General features: G+C 69.3%; 22 protein-coding genes. 9 read left to right on the forward strand and 13 right to left on the reverse strand.

Annotated features, from left to right (window positions below; genetic code table 11):
• Positions 1–32: 32 nt before the first annotated feature.
• From HSO01S_RS09205 to HSO01S_RS09230, 6 genes are read right to left on the reverse strand one after another with little or no spacing between them, the layout of a single operon-like run.
• Positions 33–806, reverse strand: coding sequence for an ABC transporter permease (locus HSO01S_RS09205; RefSeq protein WP_066040579.1), 774 nt, complete (start codon positions 804–806; stop codon positions 33–35).
• Positions 803–1,636 (reverse strand): ABC transporter ATP-binding protein, encoded by an 834-nt coding sequence (locus HSO01S_RS09210; RefSeq protein ID WP_066040581.1) that lies wholly within the window; start codon positions 1,634–1,636, stop codon positions 803–805. The genes HSO01S_RS09205 and HSO01S_RS09210 overlap by 4 nt, the downstream gene beginning before the upstream one ends.
• Positions 1,633–2,541 (reverse strand): ABC transporter permease, encoded by a 909-nt coding sequence (locus HSO01S_RS09215; protein ID WP_245635948.1) that lies wholly within the window; start codon positions 2,539–2,541, stop codon positions 1,633–1,635. Before HSO01S_RS09215 ends, HSO01S_RS09210 begins: the two co-directional genes overlap by 4 nt.
• A 4-nt stretch (positions 2,542–2,545) precedes the next feature.
• Positions 2,546–3,562 carry a TIGR03842 family LLM class F420-dependent oxidoreductase gene (locus HSO01S_RS09220; protein WP_066040583.1) on the reverse strand — a complete coding sequence of 339 codons (1,017 nt, stop codon included), beginning with the start codon at positions 3,560–3,562 and terminating at the stop codon, positions 2,546–2,548.
• Between the two features lie 10 nt (positions 3,563–3,572).
• Positions 3,573–5,006, reverse strand: coding sequence for a dihydropyrimidinase (gene hydA, locus HSO01S_RS09225; protein ID WP_066040585.1), 1,434 nt, complete (start codon positions 5,004–5,006; stop codon positions 3,573–3,575).
• A gap of 17 nt (positions 5,007–5,023) precedes the next feature.
• Positions 5,024–5,872: a nitrilase-related carbon-nitrogen hydrolase gene (locus HSO01S_RS09230; protein WP_066040587.1), complete on the reverse strand. Its 849-nt coding sequence runs from the start codon at positions 5,870–5,872 to the stop codon at positions 5,024–5,026.
• Between the two features lie 161 nt (positions 5,873–6,033).
• Between HSO01S_RS09230 and HSO01S_RS09235 the strand changes: the two genes are divergently transcribed.
• Positions 6,034–7,368 carry an aminotransferase class I/II-fold pyridoxal phosphate-dependent enzyme gene (locus HSO01S_RS09235; RefSeq protein WP_066040588.1) on the forward strand — a complete coding sequence of 445 codons (1,335 nt, stop codon included), beginning with the start codon at positions 6,034–6,036 and terminating at the stop codon, positions 7,366–7,368.
• On the opposite strand, the gene HSO01S_RS09240 is transcribed toward HSO01S_RS09235, so the two are convergent.
• Positions 7,281–8,531, reverse strand: coding sequence for an MFS transporter (locus HSO01S_RS09240; protein WP_084361504.1), 1,251 nt, complete (start codon positions 8,529–8,531; stop codon positions 7,281–7,283). The genes HSO01S_RS09235 and HSO01S_RS09240 overlap by 88 nt on opposite strands.
• A gap of 175 nt (positions 8,532–8,706) precedes the next feature.
• On the opposite strand from HSO01S_RS09240, the gene HSO01S_RS09245 reads away from it, so the two are divergent.
• Genes HSO01S_RS09245 through cofD form a run of 4 tightly spaced genes read left to right on the forward strand, consistent with a single transcriptional unit; the run spans position 8,707 to position 12,118 of the window.
• Positions 8,707–9,156, forward strand: a complete 450-nt coding sequence (locus HSO01S_RS09245; protein WP_066040589.1) for a MarR family winged helix-turn-helix transcriptional regulator — start codon at positions 8,707–8,709, stop codon at positions 9,154–9,156.
• Positions 9,157–9,199: 43 nt separating this feature from the next.
• Positions 9,200–9,799 carry an RNA polymerase sigma factor gene (locus tag HSO01S_RS09250; RefSeq protein ID WP_066040591.1) on the forward strand — a complete coding sequence of 200 codons (600 nt, stop codon included), beginning with the start codon at positions 9,200–9,202 and terminating at the stop codon, positions 9,797–9,799.
• Positions 9,796–11,103, forward strand: a complete 1,308-nt coding sequence (locus tag HSO01S_RS19210; RefSeq protein ID WP_157078978.1) for a hypothetical protein — start codon at positions 9,796–9,798, stop codon at positions 11,101–11,103. Before HSO01S_RS09250 ends, HSO01S_RS19210 begins: the two co-directional genes overlap by 4 nt.
• A gap of 25 nt (positions 11,104–11,128) precedes the next feature.
• Positions 11,129–12,118, forward strand: coding sequence for a 2-phospho-L-lactate transferase (gene cofD / locus HSO01S_RS09260; RefSeq protein ID WP_084361505.1), 990 nt, complete (start codon positions 11,129–11,131; stop codon positions 12,116–12,118).
• A 315-nt stretch (positions 12,119–12,433) separates the two neighbouring features.
• Here the strand turns inward: cofD and HSO01S_RS09265 are convergent, their stop codons facing one another.
• The 5 genes from HSO01S_RS09265 to HSO01S_RS09285 all read right to left on the reverse strand — a co-directional run bounded on the left by HSO01S_RS09265 (position 12,434) and on the right by HSO01S_RS09285 (position 19,136).
• Positions 12,434–13,360: a putative antibiotic biosynthesis monooxygenase gene (locus HSO01S_RS09265; protein ID WP_218003788.1), complete on the reverse strand. Its 927-nt coding sequence runs from the start codon at positions 13,358–13,360 to the stop codon at positions 12,434–12,436.
• Positions 13,361–13,365: 5 nt separating this feature from the next.
• The gene (guaD, locus tag HSO01S_RS09270; protein ID WP_066040599.1) at positions 13,366–14,778 is read right to left on the reverse strand and encodes a guanine deaminase; all 1,413 of its coding nucleotides are present in this window, start codon (positions 14,776–14,778) and stop codon (positions 13,366–13,368) included.
• A gap of 158 nt (positions 14,779–14,936) precedes the next feature.
• The gene (gene glpK / locus HSO01S_RS09275) at positions 14,937–16,466 is read right to left on the reverse strand and encodes a glycerol kinase GlpK (protein WP_066040601.1); all 1,530 of its coding nucleotides are present in this window, start codon (positions 16,464–16,466) and stop codon (positions 14,937–14,939) included.
• A gap of 93 nt (positions 16,467–16,559) precedes the next feature.
• Positions 16,560–17,330 (reverse strand): MIP/aquaporin family protein, encoded by a 771-nt coding sequence (locus tag HSO01S_RS09280; RefSeq protein ID WP_066040603.1) that lies wholly within the window; start codon positions 17,328–17,330, stop codon positions 16,560–16,562.
• 39 nt (positions 17,331–17,369) lie between these two features.
• Complete coding sequence (locus HSO01S_RS09285; RefSeq protein WP_084361506.1) at positions 17,370–19,136, reverse strand: glycerol-3-phosphate dehydrogenase/oxidase; 1,767 nt, start codon at positions 19,134–19,136, stop codon at positions 17,370–17,372.
• A gap of 191 nt (positions 19,137–19,327) precedes the next feature.
• Between HSO01S_RS09285 and HSO01S_RS09290 the strand changes: the two genes are divergently transcribed.
• Complete coding sequence (locus HSO01S_RS09290; RefSeq protein ID WP_066040604.1) at positions 19,328–20,290, forward strand: sugar-binding transcriptional regulator; 963 nt, start codon at positions 19,328–19,330, stop codon at positions 20,288–20,290.
• Here HSO01S_RS09290 and cofC read toward each other — a convergent pair.
• A complete protein-coding gene (cofC, locus tag HSO01S_RS09295) occupies positions 20,250–20,915 on the reverse strand; it encodes a 2-phospho-L-lactate guanylyltransferase (protein WP_066040606.1) in 666 nt (221 codons plus the stop codon). The genes HSO01S_RS09290 and cofC overlap by 41 nt on opposite strands.
• Before the next feature lie 119 nt (positions 20,916–21,034).
• Here cofC and HSO01S_RS09300 point away from each other — a divergent pair, with 119 nt between their 5' ends.
• The 3 genes from HSO01S_RS09300 to HSO01S_RS09310 all read left to right on the forward strand — a co-directional run bounded on the left by HSO01S_RS09300 (position 21,035) and on the right by HSO01S_RS09310 (position 22,759).
• Positions 21,035–21,400 carry a DapH/DapD/GlmU-related protein gene (locus tag HSO01S_RS09300; protein WP_157078979.1) on the forward strand — a complete coding sequence of 122 codons (366 nt, stop codon included), beginning with the start codon at positions 21,035–21,037 and terminating at the stop codon, positions 21,398–21,400.
• Positions 21,401–21,532: 132 nt separating this feature from the next.
• Positions 21,533–21,871, forward strand: coding sequence for a DUF6412 domain-containing protein (locus HSO01S_RS09305; protein ID WP_157078980.1), 339 nt, complete (start codon positions 21,533–21,535; stop codon positions 21,869–21,871).
• 72 nt (positions 21,872–21,943) lie between these two features.
• On the forward strand, positions 21,944–22,759 hold the full coding sequence (locus HSO01S_RS09310; protein ID WP_066040612.1) for a YidC/Oxa1 family membrane protein insertase: 816 nt from the start codon (positions 21,944–21,946) through the stop codon (positions 22,757–22,759).
• Positions 22,760–22,794 lie beyond the last annotated feature (35 nt).

Raw genomic sequence — 22,794 nt, forward strand, 5'->3', positions numbered from 1 at the left:
GCGTCCGCCCGTGGGTGCGGGGGCGGGTCCGGTCAGCTCGTGGGCCGGTGGTGCCGGGTCACGAACATCTCGATGGCGAGGGTCACGCAGTAGAACACGAGACCGACGAGGATGGCGCCGAGCACGTAGGCCCAGGCGAGGTTGTAGTTCGACGACGAGGCCGCCGAGGTGATCGACTTGCCGAGCCCGCCGATCGGGCCGCCGAAGTACTCGGCGATCAGCGCCGAGATCACGGCGAGGCTGGATGCGATCCGGAGCCCGGTGAAGATGAACGGCAGGGCGCCCGGGATGGTGACCGTGCGGGTGGTCTGCCAGGCCGAGGCCGCGTAGGCGTGCATCAGGTCGCGGTGCACGGGGCGCACCTGCCGGAGCCCGCGGAGCGTGTTGACGTAGACCGGGATGAACACGGCGATCGCCGCGACCAGCTGCCGCGCCGTCTCGGCGTTCGCGCCGTACATCGCGTAGAGCACGGGCGCCAGGGCCACGATCGGCACCACCGCGACCGCCGAGACGACTCCGGCCGAGAGCCCGTCGACGGCCTTCACCAGCGCGGCGATCACGGCGAACAGGATGCCCCCGATACCGCCGATCACGAGCCCCACGAGGGCGTTGCCGCCGGTCACCAGGGCGCCCTGCACCACCGTGGAGAGGTTCGCCCCGAACTCCGAGCCGATGGCGATCGGGCCCGGCACGATGAACGGCTTGATGTCGAAGGCCACGACGAGCACCTGCCAGAGCGCGAGCGCGAACAGCCCGAGCAGCACGGGTGCGAGGACGGTGCGGGCCCTGGTCGCCTGACCCCTCATCGGTTCTCGACCCCGCGGATGCCGACCGGCGTCTCGCCGTGCAGCAGCTCGCGCACGATGCTGACGTTCTCGAAGAAGGCCTCGTCCTCACGCAGCTGCTCGGTGCGCTCGGCGGCACTGCCGAGCGAGACCGTGGTGATGTCACGGATACGCCCGGGCCGCGGCGACATGACGACGACGCGGTTCGAGAGGTACACGGCCTCGGGGATCGAGTGGGTGACGAAGACGACGGCGGCGCCGGTCTCGGCCGTGATCCGGACGAGCTCGGTCTGCATCCGTTCGCGGGTCATCTCGTCCAGGGCGCCGAACGGCTCGTCCATCAGCAGCAGCCGGGGGCTCTCGGCGAGCGAGCGGGCGATCGCGACCCGCTGCTGCATCCCGCCCGAGAGCTGGTCGGGATAGCTGTCGGCGAAGTCGGAGAGCCCGACGAGCGCCAGCAGCTCGGCCGAGCGGGCCGCGCGGGCCGCCTTGCCGACCCCGTGCAGCTCGAGCGGCAGCTCGATGTTGGCGCTGACGTCGCGCCAGGGAAGAAGGCCGGCCTGCTGGAAGGCGATGCCGTACTCCTGGTCGATGCGCGCCTGACGGGCGGTCTTGCCGAAGACCGTCAGCGATCCGGTCGTCGGGGTGTCGAGATCGGCGATCAGGCGGAGCAGGGTCGACTTGCCGCAGCCCGAGGGGCCGATGAGGGAGACGAACTCCCCCGGCGCGACCGTGAGGTCGATCTGCTCGAGCGCGGTGACCGTGCCCTTCTTCGTGTCGAAGACCTTGTCGACGCCCTCGACGAGCACCGCGGGCACGGCGGTGGGGACGTCTGCGGTGGTGTCGCTCATGCGGGCACCTCTCCTCTGCGATAACGGCGGAGCAGGACTCCGAGCAGTGCGATGAAGCCGGCGGCGACGAGGCCGACGGCGATGGCCCCGAAGATCGGGGCCCATGTGCGGGCGGGGTCGGAGGAGGCCTGCTGGGCGTACTCCAGGATCATCCGGCCGATGCCGCCCTTGAGGCCGATCGAGACCTCGGCGACGACCGTGCCGATCACGGCGTTCGCGGCGGCCAGCCGGAGGGCCGGGAGCAGATAGGGCACGCTCGCGGGGAGCCGGAGCGTCACCAGCGTGCGCCACCATCCGGCGCCGTAGCTCCGGAACAGCTCGACGTGGTTGGCGTCGGGCGAGTTGAGCCCCCGGAGCGCGCCGATCGAGACCGGGAAGAACGCGAGGTAGGAGGCGATGACCGCCACCGACATCCAGTTCTCCCAGCTGAAGTCGCCGACCGAGATCTGCGAGCCCCAGCGGCGTACCAGCGGGGCGATCGCGATCAGGGGCACGGTCTGGCTGAGGATGATCCACGGCAGCACGGCCGACTCCGCGGTGCGGAACCGCTGCATCAGCACGGCCAGCAGCATCCCGACCACGACGCCGACGATCCAGCCGACCGCGGCGACCCCCAGGGTGAACGCCGCGGCCTGCGCCACGACGAGCCAGACCGGGTCGCCCTTGCGGCCACCGGAAGCGGGTTCGAACAGGGTCGCGATCATGTCCCAGACGTGGGGCATGGCGATGTCCGTGGTGCGGGGCAGCACCGTGAGGTCGCCGATGACGACTCCGGATGCGGGACCGAGGGCCTTGTAGAGCTCCCAGATCACCACGAGCAGCACGACGCCCGCCGCGCCGAGCAGCACCCGGCCGGCGACCGGGTTGCCCCGCCGTCGCGGCAGCCGGGCCGGACTCGCGGTCACGCGCTCACGCCTTCGCCGTGATGTGGTCGCGCAGCCGCGGCATGACCGTCTCGCCGTACACGCGGAGGGTCTCCTCCTTGTTGTCGTGCTGGAGGTAGCCGGCGAACTGCGTGACGCCGATGGCCTTGAACTGCTCGAGCTTCTCGATGTGGTCCTCGGCGGTGCCGAGCACACAGAACCGGTCGACGATCTCGTCGGGCACGAAGCTCGTGTGCGTGTTTCCGGCGCGGCCGTGCTCGTTGTAGTCGTATCCCTCGCGGTCCTTGATGTAGTCCGTCAGCGCCTTCGGCACGGCTCCGTCGGTGCCGTACTTCGCCACGATGTCGGCGACGTGGTTGCCGACCATCCCGCCGAACCAGCGGCACTGGTCGCGCATGTGCTCCCAGTCGTCGCCGATGTACATCGGGGCGGCGACGCAGAACTCGATCGAATCGGGGTCACGGCCGACGTTCTCGGCGGCGGCACGGACGGTCGCGATCATCCACTTCGCGATGTCGATGTCGCCGCACTGCAGGATGAAGCCGTCGCCGACCTCGCCCGTGAGCTTCAGCGCGAGCGGGCCGTAGGCGGCCACCCACATCTCGAGCTCGGAGCCGTGGCTCCAGGGGAACTGCAGGGTGGCGCCGTTGTACTCGACCGCCCGCGAGTTCGCGAGCTCGCGGATGACGTGGATCGACTCCCGCAGCGCCTTCAGCGTGGTGGGGGCGCCGTTGGTGACCCGCACCGCCGAGTCGCCGCGGCCGATGCCGCACACGGTGCGGTTGCCGTACATCTCATTGAGGGTCGCGTACAGGCTCGCCGTGACCGTCCAGTCGCGGGTCGCCGGGTTCGTGACCATCGGGCCGACCTTGATCTTGTGGGTCTCGGCGAGGATCTGGCTGTAGATGACGTACGGCTCCTGCCACAGCAGGTGGGAGTCGAAGGTCCAGAAGTAATCGAAGCCGTACTGCTCGCTGAGTTTCGCGAGGCCGACGGTGCGGGCTGCGGGGGGATTGGTCTGGACGACCGCGCCGAATTCCATGTGCTGTCCTTCAGATCAGGTACTGGCTGAGGCCGCGCTTGAAGTAAGCGCCGTCGCCCTTTTTGCCGAGGTATTCGTTGGAGTCGACGATCTTGCGACCGCGGGAGAACACGGTGTCGACGTGGCCGTCGACCTCGAAGCCCTCCCAGGCCGAGTAGTCCATGTTCATGTGGTGGGTCTTGCCGACGCCGATGGAGGTGTGCCCGTTCGGGTCGTAGACGACCACGTCGCCGTCGGCACCGGGCTGGATGACGCCCTTCTTGCCGTAGACGCCGAACATCCGGGCCGGTGTCGTGCTGGTGAGCTCCACCCAGCGCGGCAGGGAGATCTCGCCCATCACGACGCCCTGGTAGATCAGGTCCATCCGGTGCTCGACCGAGCCGATGCCGTTCGGGATCTTCGAGAAGTTCCCGATCCCCATGTCTTTCTGGCCCTTCATGCAGAACGGGCAGTGGTCGGTCGAGATCACCTGCAAGTCGTTCGTGCGCAGGCCCTGCCACATGTGGTTCTGGTGGCCCTCGTGCTTGGAGCGTAGCGGCGTCGAGCAGACCCACTTGGCCCCCTCGAAGTCGCCCCACTCCTCGCTCGTGGCGCCCAGCTGATCCTCGAGCGAGAGGTACAGGTACTGCGGGCAGGTCTCGGCGAACACGTTCTGCCCGGTGTCCCGGGCCTGCGTGATCTGCGCGAGCGCCTCCTTCGCCGAGACGTGCACGATGTACAGCGGCGCACCGGTGAGGTTCGCGAGCATGATGGCGCGGTGGGTCGCCTCCTCCTCGGCCTGCCAGGGGCGCGAGACGCCGTGGTAGAACGGCGTCGTCTCGCCGCGCTCGAGGTGCTGCTGCACGAGCAGGTCGATGACCGAGCCGTTCTCGGCGTGCATCATCATGAGCGCGCCGTTCTGCGAGCCCTTCTGCATCGCCTTGACGATCTGGCCGTCGTCGGAGAGGAACACGCCCTTGTAGGCCATGAACAGCTTGAACGACGTGACGCCCTCGTTGATCAGCTCGTCCATCGCGGTCAGGCTCGAGTCCTGCACGTCGGAGAGGATCTGGTGGAACCCGTAGTCGACGGCGCACTGCCCCGCCGCCTTCTCCTGCCAGAGGGCGTACTGGTCGAGGATGTTCTCGCCGGCGTACTGCACCACGAAGTCGATGATCGACGTCGTGCCACCCCAGGCGGCCGCCCGGGTGCCGGTCTCGAAGGTGTCGCTGGCCTCGGTGCCGCCGAACGGCATCTGCATGTGGGTGTGGGCGTCGATGCCGCCGGGGATCACGTACTTCCCCGTCGCATCCACGACCTCGTCGACGTGGCCCTTGAGGTCGAAGCCGAGCAGGGTGCTGCCCGGGGCGAGCACCGCCTGGATCGTGTCGCCGTCGATCAGCACGTCGGCCTGGGCCGTTCCGGTCGCGTTGACGACCGTTCCCCCGGTGATGAGCGTCTTCATGACCGTCTCCCCCGGCCCTACGGCGCCACGATCTCGCCGTAGGCGTCCGGCCGGCGGTCGCGGTAGAACTGCCAGTCGTCGCGGGTGTCGCGGATGGCGTCGAGGTCGAGGTCGCGGATCAGGAGCTCCTCGTGCTCGGAGGAGCCGAGGTCGCCGACGTAGTTGCCGCGCGGGTCGACGACGTAGGAGGTGCCGTAGAAGTCCACGGCCAGGTCGCCGTACTCGTTGTCCTCCTTGCCGACCCGGTTGGGCACGAGCACGAAGTACTGGTTGGCGCCGGCGGCCGCGGGGCCCTCGAGCTCCCAGAGCCGGTTGGAGAGGCCGGGCTTGGAGGCGTTGGGGTTGAAGACGATCTGGGCGCCGTTCAGGCCCAGCTCCCGCCAGCCCTCGGGGAAGTGGCGGTCGTAGCAGATGTGCACGCCGACCTTGCCGACCGCGGTGTCGAACACCGGGTAGCCGAGGTTGCCGGGGCGGAAGTAGAACTTCTCGTAGAAGCTCTCCAGGTGCGGGATGTGGTGCTTGCGGTACTTGCCCACGATCGTGCCGTCGGCATCCACCACCACAGCGGTGTTGTAGTAGACGCCGGTCTGCTCCTCCTCGTAGATGGGGAGGATCGTGACCATGTTGAGCTCTTTCGCGAGCGCCGCGAAGCGCTGCACGATCGGGCCGTCGGCCGGTTCGGCGTAGCGGTAGTACTTCTTGTCCTGGGTGATGCCGAAGTAGGGGCCGTAGAACAGCTCTTGGAAGCAGATGACCTGGGCGCCCTCGGCCGCCGCATCGCGCATGAACTGCTCGTGCTTGTCGAGCATCGACTCCTTGTCCCCCGTCCAGGTGGTCTGGGAGATCGCCGCGCGGATCGTCGTCATTGGTGGTTCCTCTCGAACGGACTGCACTGTGTTCTGCCGGTTTTGTTATTATTCGGCTTGAACATTTCTCGTGTGTTTCAGCGTGTGACGCGAGAGTAAATATGTCAAGAGTCCCGAGCACCACCGCCCTCTGACCGAACCCCACAGGAACCGGATCCAGAATGCTCGAACAGATCGTCGACGCGGTCGAACACCGCACTCCGGAAGGCATCGCCGCGGCGGTCTCCCGGCTCATCCGGGCGGGCGCCCTCGGCGCCGGCGACCGGCTGCCCACCGTCCGTGACGTGGCTGCCGGCCTCGGGGTGAGCCCCGCGACCGTGAGCAACGCCTGGCAGGCGCTCTCCGGAGTCGGCCTGATCGTCTCGCGCGGGCGGGCCGGCAGCTACGTGCTGCAGGCCTCGACGAGGTGGATGCCGCCGCACTTCGGCGAGCTGGCGGGCTCTCACGTGCTGTCCCGCCTCGACCTCTCGACCGGCACGCCGGATCCGGAGCTGCTGCCGGATCTCACCGCCGCGCTCACCCGGCTGCCGACCCGCGCCGACACGGCCAGCTACCTGTCCTCGCCCGTGCTGCCCGAGCTCGAGCTGCATTTGCGCGCCTCCTGGCCCTACCCCGTTTCGGCGCTCACGATCGTCGACGGGGCGCTGGATGCGATCTCCCGATCGCTCGAGACCCTCGTGCGCTTCGGCGACCGGGTGGTGGTCGAGAACCCGACCTTCCCGCCGTTCCTCGACCTGCTCGACCACCTCGGCGCCGAGCGCGTGCCGGTCGACCTGGATGCGGAGGGGTTGCGACCCGACCTGCTCGCGACCGCGCTGCGCTCGAACCCGGTCGCGATCATCCTGCAGCCCCGGGCCCACAACCCCACGGGCGTGTCGATGACGAGCGAGCGGATGCGCGAGCTCGCGCGGGTACTGCGGGCCCACGAGCACCTCGGGGACCCCGTCGTGATCGAGGACGACCACTCGGGCGAGATCTCGAGCGCGGCCGCCCACAGCCTCGGCAGCTGGATCCCGCAGCGGGTGCTGCACATCCGGAGCTACGCCAAGTCGCACGGACCGGACCTCCGGATCGCGGCGCTCGGCGGCCCCGAGGCCCTGCTCGACCGGATCGTCGCCCGGCGCCTGCTCGGGCCGGGCTGGACCTCGCGGATGCTGCAGACGATCCTCTACGAACTGCTCACGGCGAGCTCGTCGGTGAACGCGGTGCACGACGCCCGGCGGATCTACCAGGCCAGGCAGCGCCTGTTCTCCGAGGCGCTGGTGGCCCGCGGCTTCGTGCATGCGCCGTCGGACGGGATCAACACCTGGATCCCGGTGGGTGACGAGAAGGCGGCCGTGCTGACGCTGGCGGCCAGCGGCATCCGGGCGGCGGCGGGGTCGTCGTTCGCCGCCCGGCCGGGGTCGGGTCAGTTCTTGCGGGTGACCGCGGGGCGGGTGACGGGCGACTTCGAGTCGGTGGCGGGGTCGCTCGCGGCGGCGGCCGAGGCGGGGTGAGCGGGGTGTGCGGCTCGTGCGGCTCGTGCCGCGACCAGCATGACGAGCACCGCGGCGGCCGTGATCGCGGCGCCCACACAGAGCGGTGAGGTGTAGCCGAGGCCGGCCGAGATCGCGAGGCCCGCGATCCAGGCGCCGAGGGCGTTCCCGACGTTGAACGAGGCGATGTTCGCGCTCGAGGCGAGCGTCGGGGCGTGTTCGGCGAAGCTCATCACGCGGGTCTGCAGCGCCGGGACGGTGCCGAAGCCGAAGGCGCCCATCAGCACCAGGGCGATCACGGTCGCGACCGGGTTGGCGGCGGTCAGAGCGAAGCCCGCGAGCACGAGGGTCAGCCCGAGCAGCAGCCAGATCAGGGTCTTGTCGACCGAGAGGGCGGCGAGCCGGCCGCCGAGGAGGTTGCCGGAGAACGTTCCGACGCCGAACACGACCAGGAGCCATGGCACCACCGCGCTGTCGAAGCCGGTGACGCCGGTGAGCGTGTACGCGATGTAGGTGAAGGCGCCGAACATCCCGCCGAAGCCGAGCACGGTGACGACGATGGAGAGCCAGACCTGGCCGGAGCGGAAGGCGCTGAGCTCGGTGCGGATGCTCGGGGCCGGCGCATCCGCATCGCCTCGCACGGGTGCGGGCACCAGCGTCGCGATGCCGATCAGGGCGATGACGCCGATCACCGTGATGGCCCAGAAGGTGGCGCGCCAGCCGTAGGCCTGGCCGACGAAGGTGCCGAAGGGCACGCCGAGCACGTTGGCCAGGGTGAGTCCCGTGAACATGACGGCGATCGCACTCGCGCGCTTCGCCGGCGGCACCATCCCTGCGGCGACGACCGAGCCGATGCCGAAGAAGGCGCCATGGCAGAGGGCGGCGATGACCCGGCCGAGCAGCATGGTGCCGTAGTCGGGGGCGAGGGCCGACACGAGGTTGCCGACGATGAACAGGCCGAGGAGCCCCATCAGCACCTGTTTGCGGGGCAGGCGGGTGACCGCGAGGGTCAGCACGATCGCCCCGAACGCGACGCTCAGCGCGTAGCCCGAGATGAGCCAGCCGGCGGCGGCCTCGTCGACGCCGAGGTCGCGGGCCACCTCGGGCAGCAGGCCCGCGATGACGAACTCGGTGAGGCCGATTCCGAACCCGCCGATGGCGAGGGCGATGAGACCGATGGGCATGGGACTCCTTCTGGGAGAGGGGTGCTGGTGGCGGGTGGCGCTAAGGTAGTTGCGGACGCGGGGTATTGCGTACGCCGAATAAAATAGTTGCACACGCGGGCTATCGGCGCAAGCATCCGTCGTTCGTCGTTGCTCAGTGCGCCGCGGTCGCGACGCAGGAAGGACCGGTCGCACCATGGGAATCGCCGACGACGCCGTCGAGATCAGGGCCCAGGGGTGGCGCACGCTCGCCGCACTGCACGGGCTCATCGAGGGGCGGCTCGAGCAGGCGCTCGGCGCCTCCGCGGGCCTCTCGGTCGTGGAGTACACGGTGCTCGACGCGCTCAACCGCCAGGACGGCTGGCACATGCGCATGCAGCAGCTGGCACGGGCGACGGCGCTCTCCAGCAGCGCCACCACCCGTCTGGTGAACCGGCTCGAGGAGCGGTCGCTGCTCACCCGGGTGCTCTGCGCCGACGACCGGCGCGGCATCTACACCGAGCTGACGGCATCCGGTCACAAGCTGCTCGAGAAGGCCCGGCCCGTGCACGACGAGGTGCTCGAGGCGGCCCTCGCCGAGGCGGCCTCCTCCCCCGAACTGGCCCCCCTCGTCGACGCCCTCCACCACGTCCCATCCCTCCCCTGACCCTCGGATGGAACCGATCCGGGGTGAGCGGACAGTAGGGGGTATGGAGACAGGGGAATTCGACGAGGCCGCGGTCTGGGCTTCGGCGATCGGGGGCGACGCGGTGGCGTTCGCGCGCGTGTTCGACGCGCATCGTGACCGGGTGTTCGGCCAGGCGCTGCGGTTGATCCGCTCGCCGCACGATGCGGAGGACGTGACGGCGCTGGTGTTCCTCGAGGCCTGGCGCCGACGGGCCGACGTGCGCGTCGTCGACGGGTCGATCATCGGCTGGTTGCTGGTCGCGACCAACTTCGTGGTGCGCAACCTGGTGCGCACGATGCGCCGGCACCGTGAGGCGCTCGCGAAGATCCCGCCACCCGAGCATCAGGGCGACCACTCGGACGCCGTCGGCGAGCGCCTCGACAGCCGCTCCCGCCACGAGCGCGTCCGGAGTGCGTTCGCGCAGCTCTCCAAGAACGATCAAGACGTGATCACGCTCTGCGTGCTCGAAGAACTGACCACCGCGCAGGCCGCGACCGCCCTCGGCGTTCCGGCCGGCACCGTGAAGTCCCGGCTCTCCCGCGCGAAGGCGCGCCTGGCCGCTCTCACCGGGAGCGACGATCCCCTGACCGAACCCTCGACCACCACGGGAGGTGCACGATGACCGAACCCATGTCGCCCGAACAGGCCGGCGCCGGCCGCCCGCGATTCGACCCCGCCCGCAGCGCCGCCATCCGCTCGATGTTGATCGAGACCGTCGAGGCCGAGGGCCGGGCGGGAACCGCTGCCGCTCCCGCTCCCCGTTCGCCCCATCGTCGCCGCCGCACCGCCGTGATCGTCACGCTGGCCGTGCTGGCCGGTGGCATCGCCTCGGGTACCGCCGCGATCGCCCTCACCGGAGGATCGCTGTTCGGCCCGCCCGAGCCGGTCGTCACGACGGTCACGCCGACTCCCACGCCGACACCGACGCCCACCCCCACGCCGACTCCCACCCCGACGCCGACAGTGCCGCCGAACCCGCCGGCCCCGGTCGTGCGCGTCCCGGCCACCTGCGACCAGCTGCTGCCGCAGTCGCTGGCGGAGCAGATGGCGGGTACGGCGCTCCAACCGTCCGTCGGTGGACATCCCGCGTTTCCGGTCGCGTATTCGAACCTCCGCGTCGGATCCCTCAGCTGCGGATGGTCGGCCGGCCCGGCACCCGAAAACGGCCCGGCCAGCCCATTCGTCAACCTGGTGATCGTTCCGAGCACCGATGCAGAGGATCTCCTCAACGAGGCCAACCGCGAGGGCATCTACATCGACGCCCCCCAGGTCGACATCGGCGAGGACGTGTACGCGTACTGCCCGATGCCCGGGAACTGGTGCAGCTATATCGGCCAGGTCGGCGGCTACAGCATCCAGCTGTCGGCCCTGAAGCCGGCAGACGGGGCAACCGGAGGCGACGCCGTGCGAGACCCGTTCATCGCCATCCGCGATGCGGTGGCCGCCTTCCCCGCCCCGGGACCGCTCTGGCAGCCCAGCGGCCCCACCCTCCGAGGCGCCAACACGTGTGACGAACTGATCGACGAGCCGAGCCTGTCGGCGATCCTCGGCGAACCGATGCGGGTCTTCCGTCAGTACGCTCACTGGGGCGAATTCGCCTTGTCGTCCTTCGGCGCCTCGCGGCAGGTGAGTGCCTTCGGCTGCGGGTGGACGTCCGACAGTGACGGCGGAACCACCAGCGTCAAGGTGAGCGTGCTCCCCGGGGGCGCCTCGTACTTCGCTCAGTCGAACGCCGAGCAACCCGAGATCGGCTACGCACCCGTCACCGGCTACCCCGGCCAGGCTTTCCTCTCGGCCGACGGCACGACGCTCAGCGTGCTCGTCGAAGACGGATGGGTCCAGGTCGAAGCACCTGGCGATGCGCTTCCCGCGATCACCGACCTGGTCCTGGCGAACGTGGGGCCCATCCCGGCCGTCGGCGGGTGAGCATCCGATGGGATTGAATGGGGGCGTGAAGATTACGGTGCTGGCGGGCGGGGTCGGAGGTGCGAGGTTCCTCCGGGGGCTGCGCACCCAGCTGCGGAAGGCGTACCCGAACGGCGACGGCGGGTCGTCCGCCGAGATCACGGCCGTCGTCAACACTGGCGACGACATGTGGCTCACCGGGCTGCGGGTCTGCCCCGACCTCGACTCGATCATGTACACGCTCGGTGGCGCGAACGACGACGAGCGCGGCTGGGGCCGGAAGGACGAGAGCGAGCGCGTGAGCGCCGAGCTCACCGCGTACGGCATCGGCTGGCCGTGGTTCACCCTCGGCGACCTCGACCTCGGCACGCACATCGCGCGTTCGAGCTTCCTCCGCGACGGTTTGACGCTCACCGAGGCCACCGCGCGCCTGGCCGAACGCTGGAACCCCGGCGTCCGCCTGCTTCCGATGAGCGACCAGCCGGTCGAGACCCACGTCGACATCCTCGTCGACGGCAAGCGCCGAATCGTGCACTTCGAGGAGTGGTGGGTGAAGTACCGGGCGACGGTCCCGGCCCAGCGCTTCATCCAGGTCGGCGTCGACGCGGCCAAGCCCACGCCCTCGGTGCTGCGCGCGATCGAGCAGGCCGACGTCATCCTCGTCGCCCCCTCGAACCCCGTGGTGTCGATCGGCACGATCCTCGGCGTCCCCGGGATGCGCCAGGCGCTGCACGGCGCACGCGCCCCGATCGTGGGTGTCTCACCGATCATCTCCGGAGCCGCCGTGCGCGGCATGGCCGACGCCTGCCTCACCGCGATCGGCGTCGAGACCACCGCCGCGGCCGTGGCGAAGCACTACGGCGCGCGCACCCGCGGAGGCCTCCTCGACGCGTGGCTCGTCGACGAGGCGGATGCGGCGGCCGCCCCCGTGCTCACCGCGGCCGGCATCCGCACCACGGTCGTGCCGCTCTGGATGAACGACGCCGACACGAGCGCGCAGCTGGCGGCCGACGCCTTGGCGGCGGCGAGGTTCTAGCTCCGCGGCCTGTCTTGGTTCCGCGCCGCCGCCTCTGCGGCGCGGGCGACATGTGAGGGTGCGGTCGAGCCTTGCGGCCTACGGTCGCAAGCCTCGGCCGCGCCCTCACCCTGGGTCGTCGGGTACGGCCCGCGGCCCCGGCCCGGCCCCCGGCCGCCGGGACGCGCGGCAACGACGAACTGGCGACCGCCGGGACGCGCGGCAACGACGGAGTTCCTATCGCTCCGCTGCATCCGACGGAGCGAGAGCCCGTCGGGAGCCGCGGGCTCCGTTGTTGCCGCCTCTTCAGGCGGGGGCGACGGAAGCTGCCGGGGGTCAGCGGAGGGCTAGGAGGGCGGCGTAGGCCGCCATCGAGAGGAGGTAGCAGGCCACGACGATCGCGTAGCCCGCTAGGTGCACGCGCAGCGGCTGATCGCGGCGCGCCCACCAGCCGAGCCTGCGGAACGCCCACGGCACCAGCAGCCAGCCGAGCAGCTGCGTCGAGACCACGTTGCCGATGAACAGCGACAGCCAGAACGGCAGCCCCGACAGCAGCGTGTCACCGATGAAGTAGCCCCAGAGGAAGACGACCGGGTAGAGCATGAGCAGCACGATCAGGTTGCTCTTGAACACCGGATCGGGCATCTTCGTGGCATTGCCGGTCCAGAAGCCGAAGCCGTAGCTCGCCTTCGTGATCGTGAGCTGGTCGTTGTAGGCGGCCCCGGCCTCCAGCAGCTCACGGCGTTCGGGCGACTCGATCCATTTCGTCAGGTTCTCGTCGGTGTCGAAGCTCAGCACGACGACCCAGTCGTCCTGCACCCCCGGCACCGGACGCTCGATCCTGTGGCCCAGGAAGCCGTCGAACCGAGACTCCACGGCCGAGATCTGCCGCTGCCAGTCGAGGAAGGCCCCCTCGTCCTCCGGCGCGACCCGGCTCGAGATCAGCGCCGAGGCCGCTTCGGCCCGGTGCGTGTTCTCCTCGGTGAACAGGTGCACGTCGTCGTTGCCGATGAACTCGCTGCGGATCTCGTCGGTCAGCGACATCCGCTCGGCGCTCTGCAGCCAGCCGCGCGCCGACTCGACGTCGCGGAAACGCTGCACGATCACCCAGTCGACCTGGAGCGGCGGATCGGGCCGGATGACCTGACGGTCGAGGAAACCGGGCCAGTTCGCGATCCGCTCCCCCACCTTCTGCTGCCACTGCTCGTACCGCTCGTAGCTCGACTCGGCCAGGCGCCGGTGCACCACCAGCGCGACGGTCACCCCCGTCACGCCTTCCGGTAGGCGAGCTCGCCCATCACCCAGGTCTGGTCGACCGCACGCTCGTCCGACACCATCATGATGCTGAACAGCAGGTCGGAGACCACGTCGAGCGTGAGCTCGCCGTCGGCCTTCTCCAGAGTGAGCGAGGCGTGCCACGGGGTGGCCGGAGGGCCCGCCGTGTAGTCGAGGGCGACGAAGTCGGCCTCCTTGCCGATGTCGAAGGTGCCGACCACGTCGTCGATGTAGAGCGACTCGGCCCCACCGCGGGTCAGCAGGTAGAACGCCCGGAAGGCCGAGAGCTTGTTGCGCTCGGACTCCGCCAGATCTTGCTCGCTCGGGATGATCGACCCGTCGAGGATGGTGTTGTTCAGCATCCCCACCTTGTAGCCGTCCTCGAGCGAGTTGAGCAGGCTGAACCGGTTGCCGCCACCCATGTCGGTGCCGACCGAGAGCAGAACGCGGTGCTCGGGGTCGAGCGCCTTGCCGAGCCGGAACAGCCCCGACCCGAGGTACAGGTTCGACGACGGGCAGAACGCCACGGCCGCGCCCTTGTCCGAGAAGCGCCGGAACTCGTCGTTCGAGAGCCACACCCCGTGCCCGCCGGTGAACTTCGGGCCCACCAGGTCGTACTTCTCGTACACGCCGAGGTAGTCGTGGCAGTCGTCGTGCAGTGCCAGCACTCCGTGGATCTCGGCCGGGTTCTCGGAGATGTGAGTGTTGATCCACAGCTCCGGGTACTCCTGCTTGAGCTTCTGGCACGCCGCCAGCAGTTCGTTCGAGGCGCCGAAGCCGAAGCGCGGGGTGATCGCGTAGAGGTTGCGGCCCGTGCCGTGCCACTTCTCGATCAGCGTCTTGCTGTCGTCGTAGAACTGCTCGGGGGTGTTGGCGAAGTAGTCGGGAACGTGGCGGTCGATGCCGGTGAGCCCCCCGATCATCCGCATGTTGCGCCGGCTGGCCTCTTCGAAGAAGACCTCGTTGCAGGTCAGGTTGCCGGTGGTGAAGGTCTGGGCCGTGGTCGTGCCCGAGGCCAGGAGGTTGTCGAAGAAGTGCTTCGTGCCCTCCTCGGCGTAGGCCCGGTCGGCGTAGCGGTGCTCCTCGGGGAAGACCCACTTCTGCAGCCACGGCAGCAGCTGCTCGCCGTAGGCGCCGAGCACGCGGGTCTGCGGGAGGTGGATGTGGCCGTCGATGAAGCCGGGGAGGATGATCCTGTCCGTGATCTCGGTGACCTCCACATCCGGATGCTTCGGTGCGATCTCGGCGTACGGCCCGAAGTCGACGATGATCCCGTCCTCCATGACCAGGAGCCCGTCTGCATGGAACCGTGTGGCGGCCGACTCGTCGCCGACGTGCTTCCACGGGTCGTCGACGAAGTCCAGAAAAGTGCCGCGGACAGCAGTGAGCGCCAAGAGAATCCCCATTCGTATCGGTCTGGTCATCGTGACACAGACCACCGACACGGCGCGCACTCCCGTTGGGGGCACAGAAACCACGACGACCCGTCAGTTCTGGTCGCTATTACGAGTGGATAGCGACCAGAAGTGACGGGTCGGGGGGTGTTGCGGTGTGTTGGAGGGTGCTACTCCTGGGTGTCGGCGTCGACCCAGTCGAGGGTCTTCGTGACGGCCTTCTTCCAGTTGCGGATCTGGCGGTCGCGCTCGGCCTCGTCCATCTGCGGCTCCCAGCGGGAGTCCTCCTGCCAGTTGGCGCGGAGCTCGTCGAGGTTCGCCCAGAAGCCGACGGCGAGGCCGGCGGCGTAAGCCGCGCCCAGGGCGGTGGTCTCGGCGACGACCGGACGGATGACGGGGACGCCGAGGATGTCGGCCTGGAACTGCATGAGCAGGTTGTTGGCGATCATTCCGCCGTCGACCTTGAGCTCGGTGAGGTCGACGCCGGAGTCGGCGTTGACCGCATCCAGCACCTCGCGGGTCTGGAAGGCGGTCGCCTCGAGCGCGGCGCGGGCGATGTGACCCTTGTTGACGTAGCGGGTGAGGCCCACGAGGGCACCACGTGCATCCGACCGCCAGTAGGGCGCGAAGAGGCCCGAGAACGCCGGCACGAAGTAAGCACCACCGTTGTCGTCGACCGTCTTCGCCAGGGTCTCGACCTCGGGTGCGGACGAGATGATGCCGAGGTTGTCACGAAGCCACTGGATGAGCGACCCGGTGACCGCGATCGAGCCCTCGAGCGCGTAGTGGGCCGGCTGGTCGCCCAGCTTGTAGCCCAGCGTGGTGAGCAGCCCGTTCTTCGAGTGCACGATCTCGGTGTCCGTGTTGAAGATCAGGAAGTTTCCGGTGCCGTAGGTGTTCTTCGACTCGCCGGCGTCGAACGCCGCCTGGCCGAACGTGGCGGCCTGCTGGTCACCGAGGATGCCCGCGACCGGGACCTCACGGAGCAGGTTCGACGACTCGACGTTTCCGTAGACCTCGGAGGAGGACTTGATCTCGGGGAGCATCGACTTCGGCACACCGAAGGCCTCGAGGATGTCGTCGCGCCACTCGAGCGTCTCGAGGTCCATGAAGAGGGTGCGCGAGGCGTTGGTCACGTCGGTGGCGTGGACGCCACCCTCGGTGCCGCCGGTGAGGTTCCACAGGACCCAGGAGTCGGTGGTGCCGAACAGCAGGTCGCCGGCTTCGGCCTTCTCGCGGGCGCCCTCGACGTTCTCGAGGATCCAGACGATCTTGGTGCCGGAGAAGTAGGTCGCGAGCGGGAGGCCCACGATCTGCTTGAAGCGCTCGACGCCGAGGTCGCTGTCGGCCGCGAGACGGTCGACGATCGACTGGGTGCGGGTGTCCTGCCAGACGATGGCGTTGTAGACGGGCTTGCCGGTGTTCTTGTCCCAGACCACCGCGGTCTCGCGCTGGTTGGTGATCCCGACCGCGGCGATGTCGTGACGGGTCAGGTCGGCCTTGGAGAGCGCCTGCCCGATGACCTCGCGGACGTTGGCCCAGATCTCCATCGGGTCGTGCTCGACCCAGCCCGCCTTCGGGAAGATCTGCTCGTGCTCCTTCTGACCGGTCGACACGATCGTGCCGGCGTGGTCGAAGATGATGGCGCGGGAGGACGTGGTCCCCTGATCGATCGCCAGAACGTACTTCTGTTCAGCCATTTCAAACTCCTTTGTCTTGCTGGATGTCTAGTGGGGTATTCACGGTGCCGGGATGCGCACACCAGACGTGCGCATCCCGGTACCGCACTCAGATCACGTGAGGATGGGGAGCAAGGGGATGGCCAGGAACCCTGCCAGGATGCCACCGATGATCGGGCCGACCACAGGTACCCAGGAGTACGACCAGTCGGACGTGCCCTTGCCCTTGATCGGCAGGATCGCGTGCGCGATGCGCGGCCCGAGGTCACGGGCCGGGTTGATCGCGTAGCCGGTCGGGCCACCGAGCGAGGCGCCGATCGCGATCACGAGGAGAGCCACCGGAAGTGCGCCGAGGGCCGCGAGGCCACCGTCGCCCTGACGACCGCCACCGAAGCCGATGACCACGAACACCAGCACGAAGGTGCCGATGATCTCGGTCACGAGGTTCCACCCGTAGGAGCGGATGGCCGGACCGGTCGAGAACACGCCGAGCTTGTTCGCCGCGTCGGGCTCCTCGTCGAAGTGCTGCTTGTAGGCCAGCCAGACGAACACCGCGCCGATGATCGCGCCGATCAGCTGAGCACCGATGTAGGCGATCACGCTGAGCGCGTTCACGTCGACCGGAGTCGCAGCGGAACCGAAGGTCTTGGCGCCGTTCGCGACGAGTCCCAGGGTCACGGCGGGGTTGAGGTGGGCGCCCGAGGCGTACGACACGATCACACCGGCGAAGACCGCGAGGCCCCAGCCGATGTTGACCATGAGCGTTCCGCCGTTGAAGCCCTTGGTGCGGATGAGCGCGACGTTCGCGACCACACCGCAGCCCAGGAGCACGAGGAGGGCGGTGCCCACCAGCTCCGATACGAAGTCGATTCCGAGATTGTCCACGTTGACCTTTCTTCAGGGGCGGCAGCTGTGCCGCCCTGCTCAGTTGACGGCGCCAGCCACCGTCGTGCTCGCCGCTTCCAGCACGATGCCGTGGAAGAAGCGGAGGTTCGAGACCGCCTGCTCGCGCTCGGAGGCGAGGCGTGCATCCGACCACCCCTGCGACCGGGCCGCCAGGGTGCTCAGCTCGTCGAAGACCTCCTGGGTGAGGCCGCCGACGAAGGCGATGATGCTGCGGCGCAGCACGAGGTCGCTGAGGTGGACGGTGTGTTCGCCCATCAGGTAGTCGATCTCGGCGGTGCTGTAGCCGGGCAGGGTGTCGAGGGGCTTGTCGGTCTCCTCGGCGGCCACGATGTGCGCGATGACCTTCACGGCGTTCGTGCCGTACCGGCCGAGGAGCACGCGGGTGCGGGCCTCGCCGAGGTCGGCCGCGTGGGCCTTGACCCAGGTGGTGGTCGCGGATGCGCCCTGCGGGAAGTCGACACCGCCACCGATCGCCAGGTCGGTCGTGCTCACCGTGCGGGTGCGGCCGAGGAGGGCGAGGGTGTCGTTGGCGAGGTGCTCGGACAGTGCGCGGAACGTGGTCCACTTGCCGCCGACCAGGCTGAGCTGCTTGACGCGGCTCGACTTCGCGAACGGGGTCTGCTCGATGCGGTAGTCGCGCGAGACGAAGCCGGGGGCGGTGTCGCCGTGGCCGGGCAGCGGGCGGATGCCCGAGTAGCGGTAGACGATCTGCGGCCGGTCGACCTTGATGGTCGGGAACACGTGGTCGACGAGCTCGAAGAAGTAGTCGACCTCCGCCTCGGTGCAGACGGCGGGCTCGGCCGGGTCGGCCTCGAGGTCGGTGGTACCGACGAGCACGCGGCCGTTGAGCGGGTAGATCAGCACGATACGGCCGTCGTTGTTCTCGAAGAACACCTCGCCGCCGGCGCAGGCGTCGTACAGCTCCTTGTTGTCGAGCACGATGTGCGAGCCCTTGGTGCCGCCCATGTAGTGGGTCTGCTCGCCGAGCGCGGCGTTGGTCAGGTCGGTCCACGGCCCGGTGGTGTTCACGACCACATCGGCGGTGACCTCGAAGGTCTCGCCGCTCAAGGTGTCGCGGAGCACGACGGCGTCGCCGTTCGAGCCGATGGCCTCGACGTAGTTGGCGGTGCGGGCGTGCGGGCCGGTGGCCAGCGCATCCTGAACCAGGTCGAGCGCGAGGCGCTCGGGGTTCTCGACGGCCGCGTCGTAGTAGGTCGCCGTGTACTTCACGTCGGGGCGGAGCTTAGGCAGCTTCTGCAGCGACTTCTTGCGGCCCACGAACTTGTGGCGCGGCACGTTGCCGCCGTCGCGCGAGAAGGAGTCGTAGCCCATCAGGCCGACCTTGATCAGCAGCGCGCCGCGCTCCTTGGCCTTGCCCTGCTTGTGGGTGAGGAAGCGCAGCGGCGCCGACAGGATGCCCGAGAACGTCGAGAAGATCGGGATCGTGGTGGGCAGCGGCTTCACGTAGTGGGGAGCGAGGCGGAGGAGGCGGTTGCGCTCCTGCACGCTCTCGCGGACGAGACGGAACTCGCCGTTCTCGAGGTAGCGGACGCCACCGTGGATCATGTGGCTGGAGGCGGCCGACGCCCCGCTGGCGTAGTCGCCGCGCTCGACCAGGATGACCTCGACGCCCTGCAGGGCGAGGTCGCGGAAGGTTCCGATGCCGTTGATGCCGCCACCCACGACGAGCACCTGTGCTCGGGGGTTCTGACGGATCGCGTCGACGTCGGGGCGGACCTCGGCGGAGATGCTGCCGGTACCGCTGTCGTTGGTTGAGGAACTCACTGTGTACTCGCCTTCGTGCTCTCGTGAGGGTTGCGTTTCGGCAATCCGGTCGAACGGGGATCGCCCTTGAGATGATCCGCCCGACGACTTACAGTTCTACGACGATCGTCACATATGATCAAGCGCAATGCACATATGTGCACGGCGTAGGATCGCGTCGACGACGACCACCCGAGAGGATGCGACGGAGCATGGCCGAGACCCCCGGCGGAGACAAGGTGCGCGATGCGCTCCGAGCCGCCCACCTGTACTACCTTCAGGACCTCACGATGGAGGCCATCGCGAGCGAGCTCCACACCTCGCGCTCGTCGGTGTCGCGATTGCTCGGATTCGCGCGGGACACCGGGCTCGTGGAGATCCAGGTGAAGTCCCCCGCCGACCGCGTCTCGTCGATCCAGGACCGGATCAAGGAGCGGTTCGGGATCACCGCGCACGTCGTCCCGGTGCCGGACTCGACCGCCGAGGTCGACCGCCTCGAACGCGTCGCGATGAGCGCTGCACGCATTCTCGGTCCGTTCTTCGACTCCAACATGACGATGGGGATCGCCTGGGGATCGACGCTTTCCGCCGTCTCCCGGCATCTTCAGGAGAAGGTCACGCACAACTCACAGATCGTGCAGCTGAACGGCGCATCGAACGCCCGCACGACGGGGATCGGCTACGCGAGCGAGATCATGAGCCGGTTCGGCACGGCCTTCGGCGCGTACGTGCAGCAGTTCCCGGTGCCGGCGTTCTTCGACGACCCGCGCACCAAGGAGGTGCTGTGGCGGGAGCGCAGCATCCGGCGGGTGCTCGAGATCCAGAAGCACATGGACATCGCGCTCTTCGGGCTGGGCTCGGCCTACGCCGACGTGCCCTCGCACGTCTACGTGGGCGGGTACCTCGACGACGACGACTTCCAGGCGCTCACCCACTCGGATGTGGTGGGCGACGTCGCCACCGTGTTCTACCGGGCCGACGGCTCGAGCGACGACATCCCGATGAACGCCCGCTCGTCCGGCCCGTCGCTGTCGTTGCTGTCGAAGGTGTCTCGGCGGGTCTGCGTGGTGTCGGGGCGGTCGAAGCTGCCGGCACTGCGGGGCGCGCTGGCGGCCGGGGTGATGACCGATCTGATCATCGACGAGGCGACGGCCCACTCGCTCGTCGAGGGCTGAGCGCGGCCAGCGCCGCATGGGTGTGCGCGCCGACGCCGAGCGCGACGGCTGCGTCGAGGTCGGCCGCGGTGTCGACGTCGCGACGGATGGGCGAGTCGGCCGGGAGCGCCAGGATGCGGTGGCCGGCCGCGGCGTGAGCGGCGGCCGAGCCGGCGCCGAAGCGCGGGACGGGCGGGGCCGCGGTGGTCGCCGTCAGGAGGGTCGTGCCGGCGCCGTCGGCGTCGGGGACCACGGCGAGCGGATGCGCCTCGGCCGCGCTCAGTGCGTCGTCGACCGCCTCGGGGGTGAGGGACGGGAGGTCTCCGAGGAGGACGGCGAGGGGGCGCGTTTCGCCGACGGCCCGGAGTCCTTCAGCGATCGCGCCGTTGAGGCCGAGACCGGGGTCGCTCACGATCAGGACGCCGCGGCTGCCGAGCTCTGCCGCGAGGGGTGTGGTCGGGTCGGTGACGACGATGATGCTCGCCACCCTGCGTGCGGCGGCGAGGGCCGCTAGCGCGTCGAGAGTGAAGGCCTCGGCCAGGCGCATCCGGTCGCCGTCGGCGATGTCGGGATGCAGGCGCGACTTGCTGTCGACCGTGCCTTTGACCGGCACGACGACGGTCCAGGGAAGGGAGGAGTCAGTCACCGCGCACGATTATCGCAGAAAGAACGATCGGTCTGTTTTTTTGGAATGATGCAGACGCATCCGTTGTTATCCCCCTCGTGAGCAGAACATTCCATGAGATCGAAGGCGAACGAGGGGTTGTGAAGTACCGCCGTCACCCCAACGGCAAGGGATACGTGGCTGTCGGCGCCGAAGTCGACGCGAGTGCGTTCATCGACCCGACGAGCTACGTCGAAGAGGGCGCGCGGGTCGGTCCGAACGCACGCATCGGCTCGGGGAGCTGGGTCGAGCAGTCGGCCGCCGTCGGAGCCGGCGTGGTCGTCGGAGCACACGTGCACATCGGTGCCGCCGCCATCATCGGCCGCGGTTCGAAGATCGGGAGCCACTCCCGCATCGGCGCCAAGGCCGTCGTGATCGACGGAGCCCACGTCGACAACGACGCCACCATCGCCCCCGGCGAGGTCGTGCGCCGCTCGGCCGGCGGGGACTACGCCAAGGCGGCTTAGGCCGCATCGCACCGCAGAGCTCCGGCGCAATAGCGCCGGAGACTTCGCGGTTGCGGGCTGCAGGGACGTCGACCGCTTCGCTGAGAGCGAGCGGGACTGCGGCCCGTTGCCGGCATCGCTAGAGTCGGGCGTATGACCCGACGATCCGGCACGGCCTCGACAGTGAGCGCGGTCGTCCGCCTCCTGTCGGTCGTGATGGGCCTCGGACTCGTGTGGTTCGTCTCGTCGTCCGTCTCGGGTCAGGCTGCGCCGGGACTCGTCCTCGCCGCCGCCGTGCTGACCGCCGGCGCCCTGGTCGCGGTGGTCGCCGCGCGCGGCGTTCTCGCAGCCATCGCCTGGATGCTGCGGGCCACCGAGCCCCGGCATCCCGCCGAGCGCATCGACCTGCCCGCCTCCATCGTGCAGAGCCGGCCCGACGCTCCGGGCCGCCCGCAGCCGAGGGCACCCGGCCACCTCCTGACGGTCGTCTAGGAGAGCCCTCACCGCACTCCTCGAACGACCGAAAACGGTTCCTCATCCGTTCTCGTCCTCGTCAGGAGTCCCATGAACATCTATGCCTTCGGCCCCGTTGCGGCCGCGCTCGACGGAGCGTATTCCGTCGTCCAGTTCCTCGCCGGCGCCCTCGCGCCCCTCGTCGGGGCGGGCGCGACCGCGTTGGCCATCGTGGCGATCACGATCCTCGTGCGCACCGTCCTCATCCCGGTCGGGCTCTCGCAGGCCCGGGCCCAGCGGATGCGGCGGAAGCTCGCCCCGCGGCTGACCGAGCTCCGCACCCGGCACGCCAAGAACCCCGAACGGCTGCAGCGCGAGACCATGGCGCTGTACGCCGAGGAGAACGCGTCGCCGTTCGCGGGGTGCCTGCCGCTCCTCATCCAGGCGCCGATCGTCTCGCTGATCTACGGGCTGTTCATCCAGCCCACGATCAACGGGCACCCGAACGGCCTGCTGTCGAGCACGGTGTTCGGGGCGCCGCTCGGCACGAGCTTCGTGACCGCGCTCGGCTCGGGCATCGACCCGCAAGGGCTCGTGGTGAGCGGGGTGATCCTGGTGCTGATCGCCGCGATCGCGCTCGTCTCGCGCCGCCAGAGCCTGCTCGTGGCGCAGCTCGCGGCACCCGCGCCCGCCGCGGGCGGCAACGGCGGCGGATCGCCACGCGCCAACGCGTCGGGCCCGGACCCGTCGAGCGCGATGCTCGCGGCGCTCGCGCCCGGCGGCTCCGCCGCTCGGGTGCTGAGCTGGCTGCCGCTTCTGACGGTGGTCTTCGCGGCCTTCGTGCCGCTCGCCGCGAGCCTCTACCTGCTCGTCACCACCGCCTGGACCCTCGTCGAGCGCGAGATCCTCCGCCGCACCGTCGTCTGAGGCGCAGGACGTGCACGAACGGGCTGTAGATCGTC

This window comes from Herbiconiux solani NBRC 106740, from assembly GCF_001571005.1.
GTDB lineage: Bacteria > Actinomycetota > Actinomycetes > Actinomycetales > Microbacteriaceae > Herbiconiux > Herbiconiux solani.

Excerpts from the sequence above, each read along its gene's own strand:
- HSO01S_RS09240 (WP_084361504.1), bottom strand. The coding sequence starts at position 8,531 with ATGCCCATCGGTCTCATCGCCCTCGCCATCGGCGGGTTCGGAATCGGC.
- glpK (WP_066040601.1), bottom strand. The coding sequence starts at position 16,466 with ATGGCTGAACAGAAGTACGTTCTGGCGATCGATCAGGGGACCACGTCC.
- HSO01S_RS09290 (WP_066040604.1), top strand. The coding sequence starts at position 19,328 with ATGGCCGAGACCCCCGGCGGAGACAAGGTGCGCGATGCGCTCCGAGCC.
- HSO01S_RS09220 (WP_066040583.1), bottom strand. The coding sequence starts at position 3,562 with ATGGAATTCGGCGCGGTCGTCCAGACCAATCCCCCCGCAGCCCGCACC.
- HSO01S_RS09310 (WP_066040612.1), top strand. The coding sequence starts at position 21,944 with ATGAACATCTATGCCTTCGGCCCCGTTGCGGCCGCGCTCGACGGAGCG.
- HSO01S_RS09210 (WP_066040581.1), bottom strand. The coding sequence starts at position 1,636 with ATGAGCGACACCACCGCAGACGTCCCCACCGCCGTGCCCGCGGTGCTC.
- HSO01S_RS09245 (WP_066040589.1), top strand. The coding sequence starts at position 8,707 with ATGGGAATCGCCGACGACGCCGTCGAGATCAGGGCCCAGGGGTGGCGC.
- HSO01S_RS09250 (WP_066040591.1), top strand. The coding sequence starts at position 9,200 with ATGGAGACAGGGGAATTCGACGAGGCCGCGGTCTGGGCTTCGGCGATC.
- HSO01S_RS09205 (WP_066040579.1), bottom strand. The coding sequence starts at position 806 with ATGAGGGGTCAGGCGACCAGGGCCCGCACCGTCCTCGCACCCGTGCTG.
- HSO01S_RS09305 (WP_157078980.1), top strand. The coding sequence starts at position 21,533 with ATGACCCGACGATCCGGCACGGCCTCGACAGTGAGCGCGGTCGTCCGC.
- HSO01S_RS19210 (WP_157078978.1), top strand. The coding sequence starts at position 9,796 with ATGACCGAACCCATGTCGCCCGAACAGGCCGGCGCCGGCCGCCCGCGA.
- HSO01S_RS09230 (WP_066040587.1), bottom strand. The coding sequence starts at position 5,872 with ATGACGACGATCCGCGCGGCGATCTCCCAGACCACCTGGACGGGGGAC.
- guaD (WP_066040599.1), bottom strand. The coding sequence starts at position 14,778 with ATGGGGATTCTCTTGGCGCTCACTGCTGTCCGCGGCACTTTTCTGGAC.
- HSO01S_RS09235 (WP_066040588.1), top strand. The coding sequence starts at position 6,034 with ATGCTCGAACAGATCGTCGACGCGGTCGAACACCGCACTCCGGAAGGC.
- hydA (WP_066040585.1), bottom strand. The coding sequence starts at position 5,006 with ATGAAGACGCTCATCACCGGGGGAACGGTCGTCAACGCGACCGGAACG.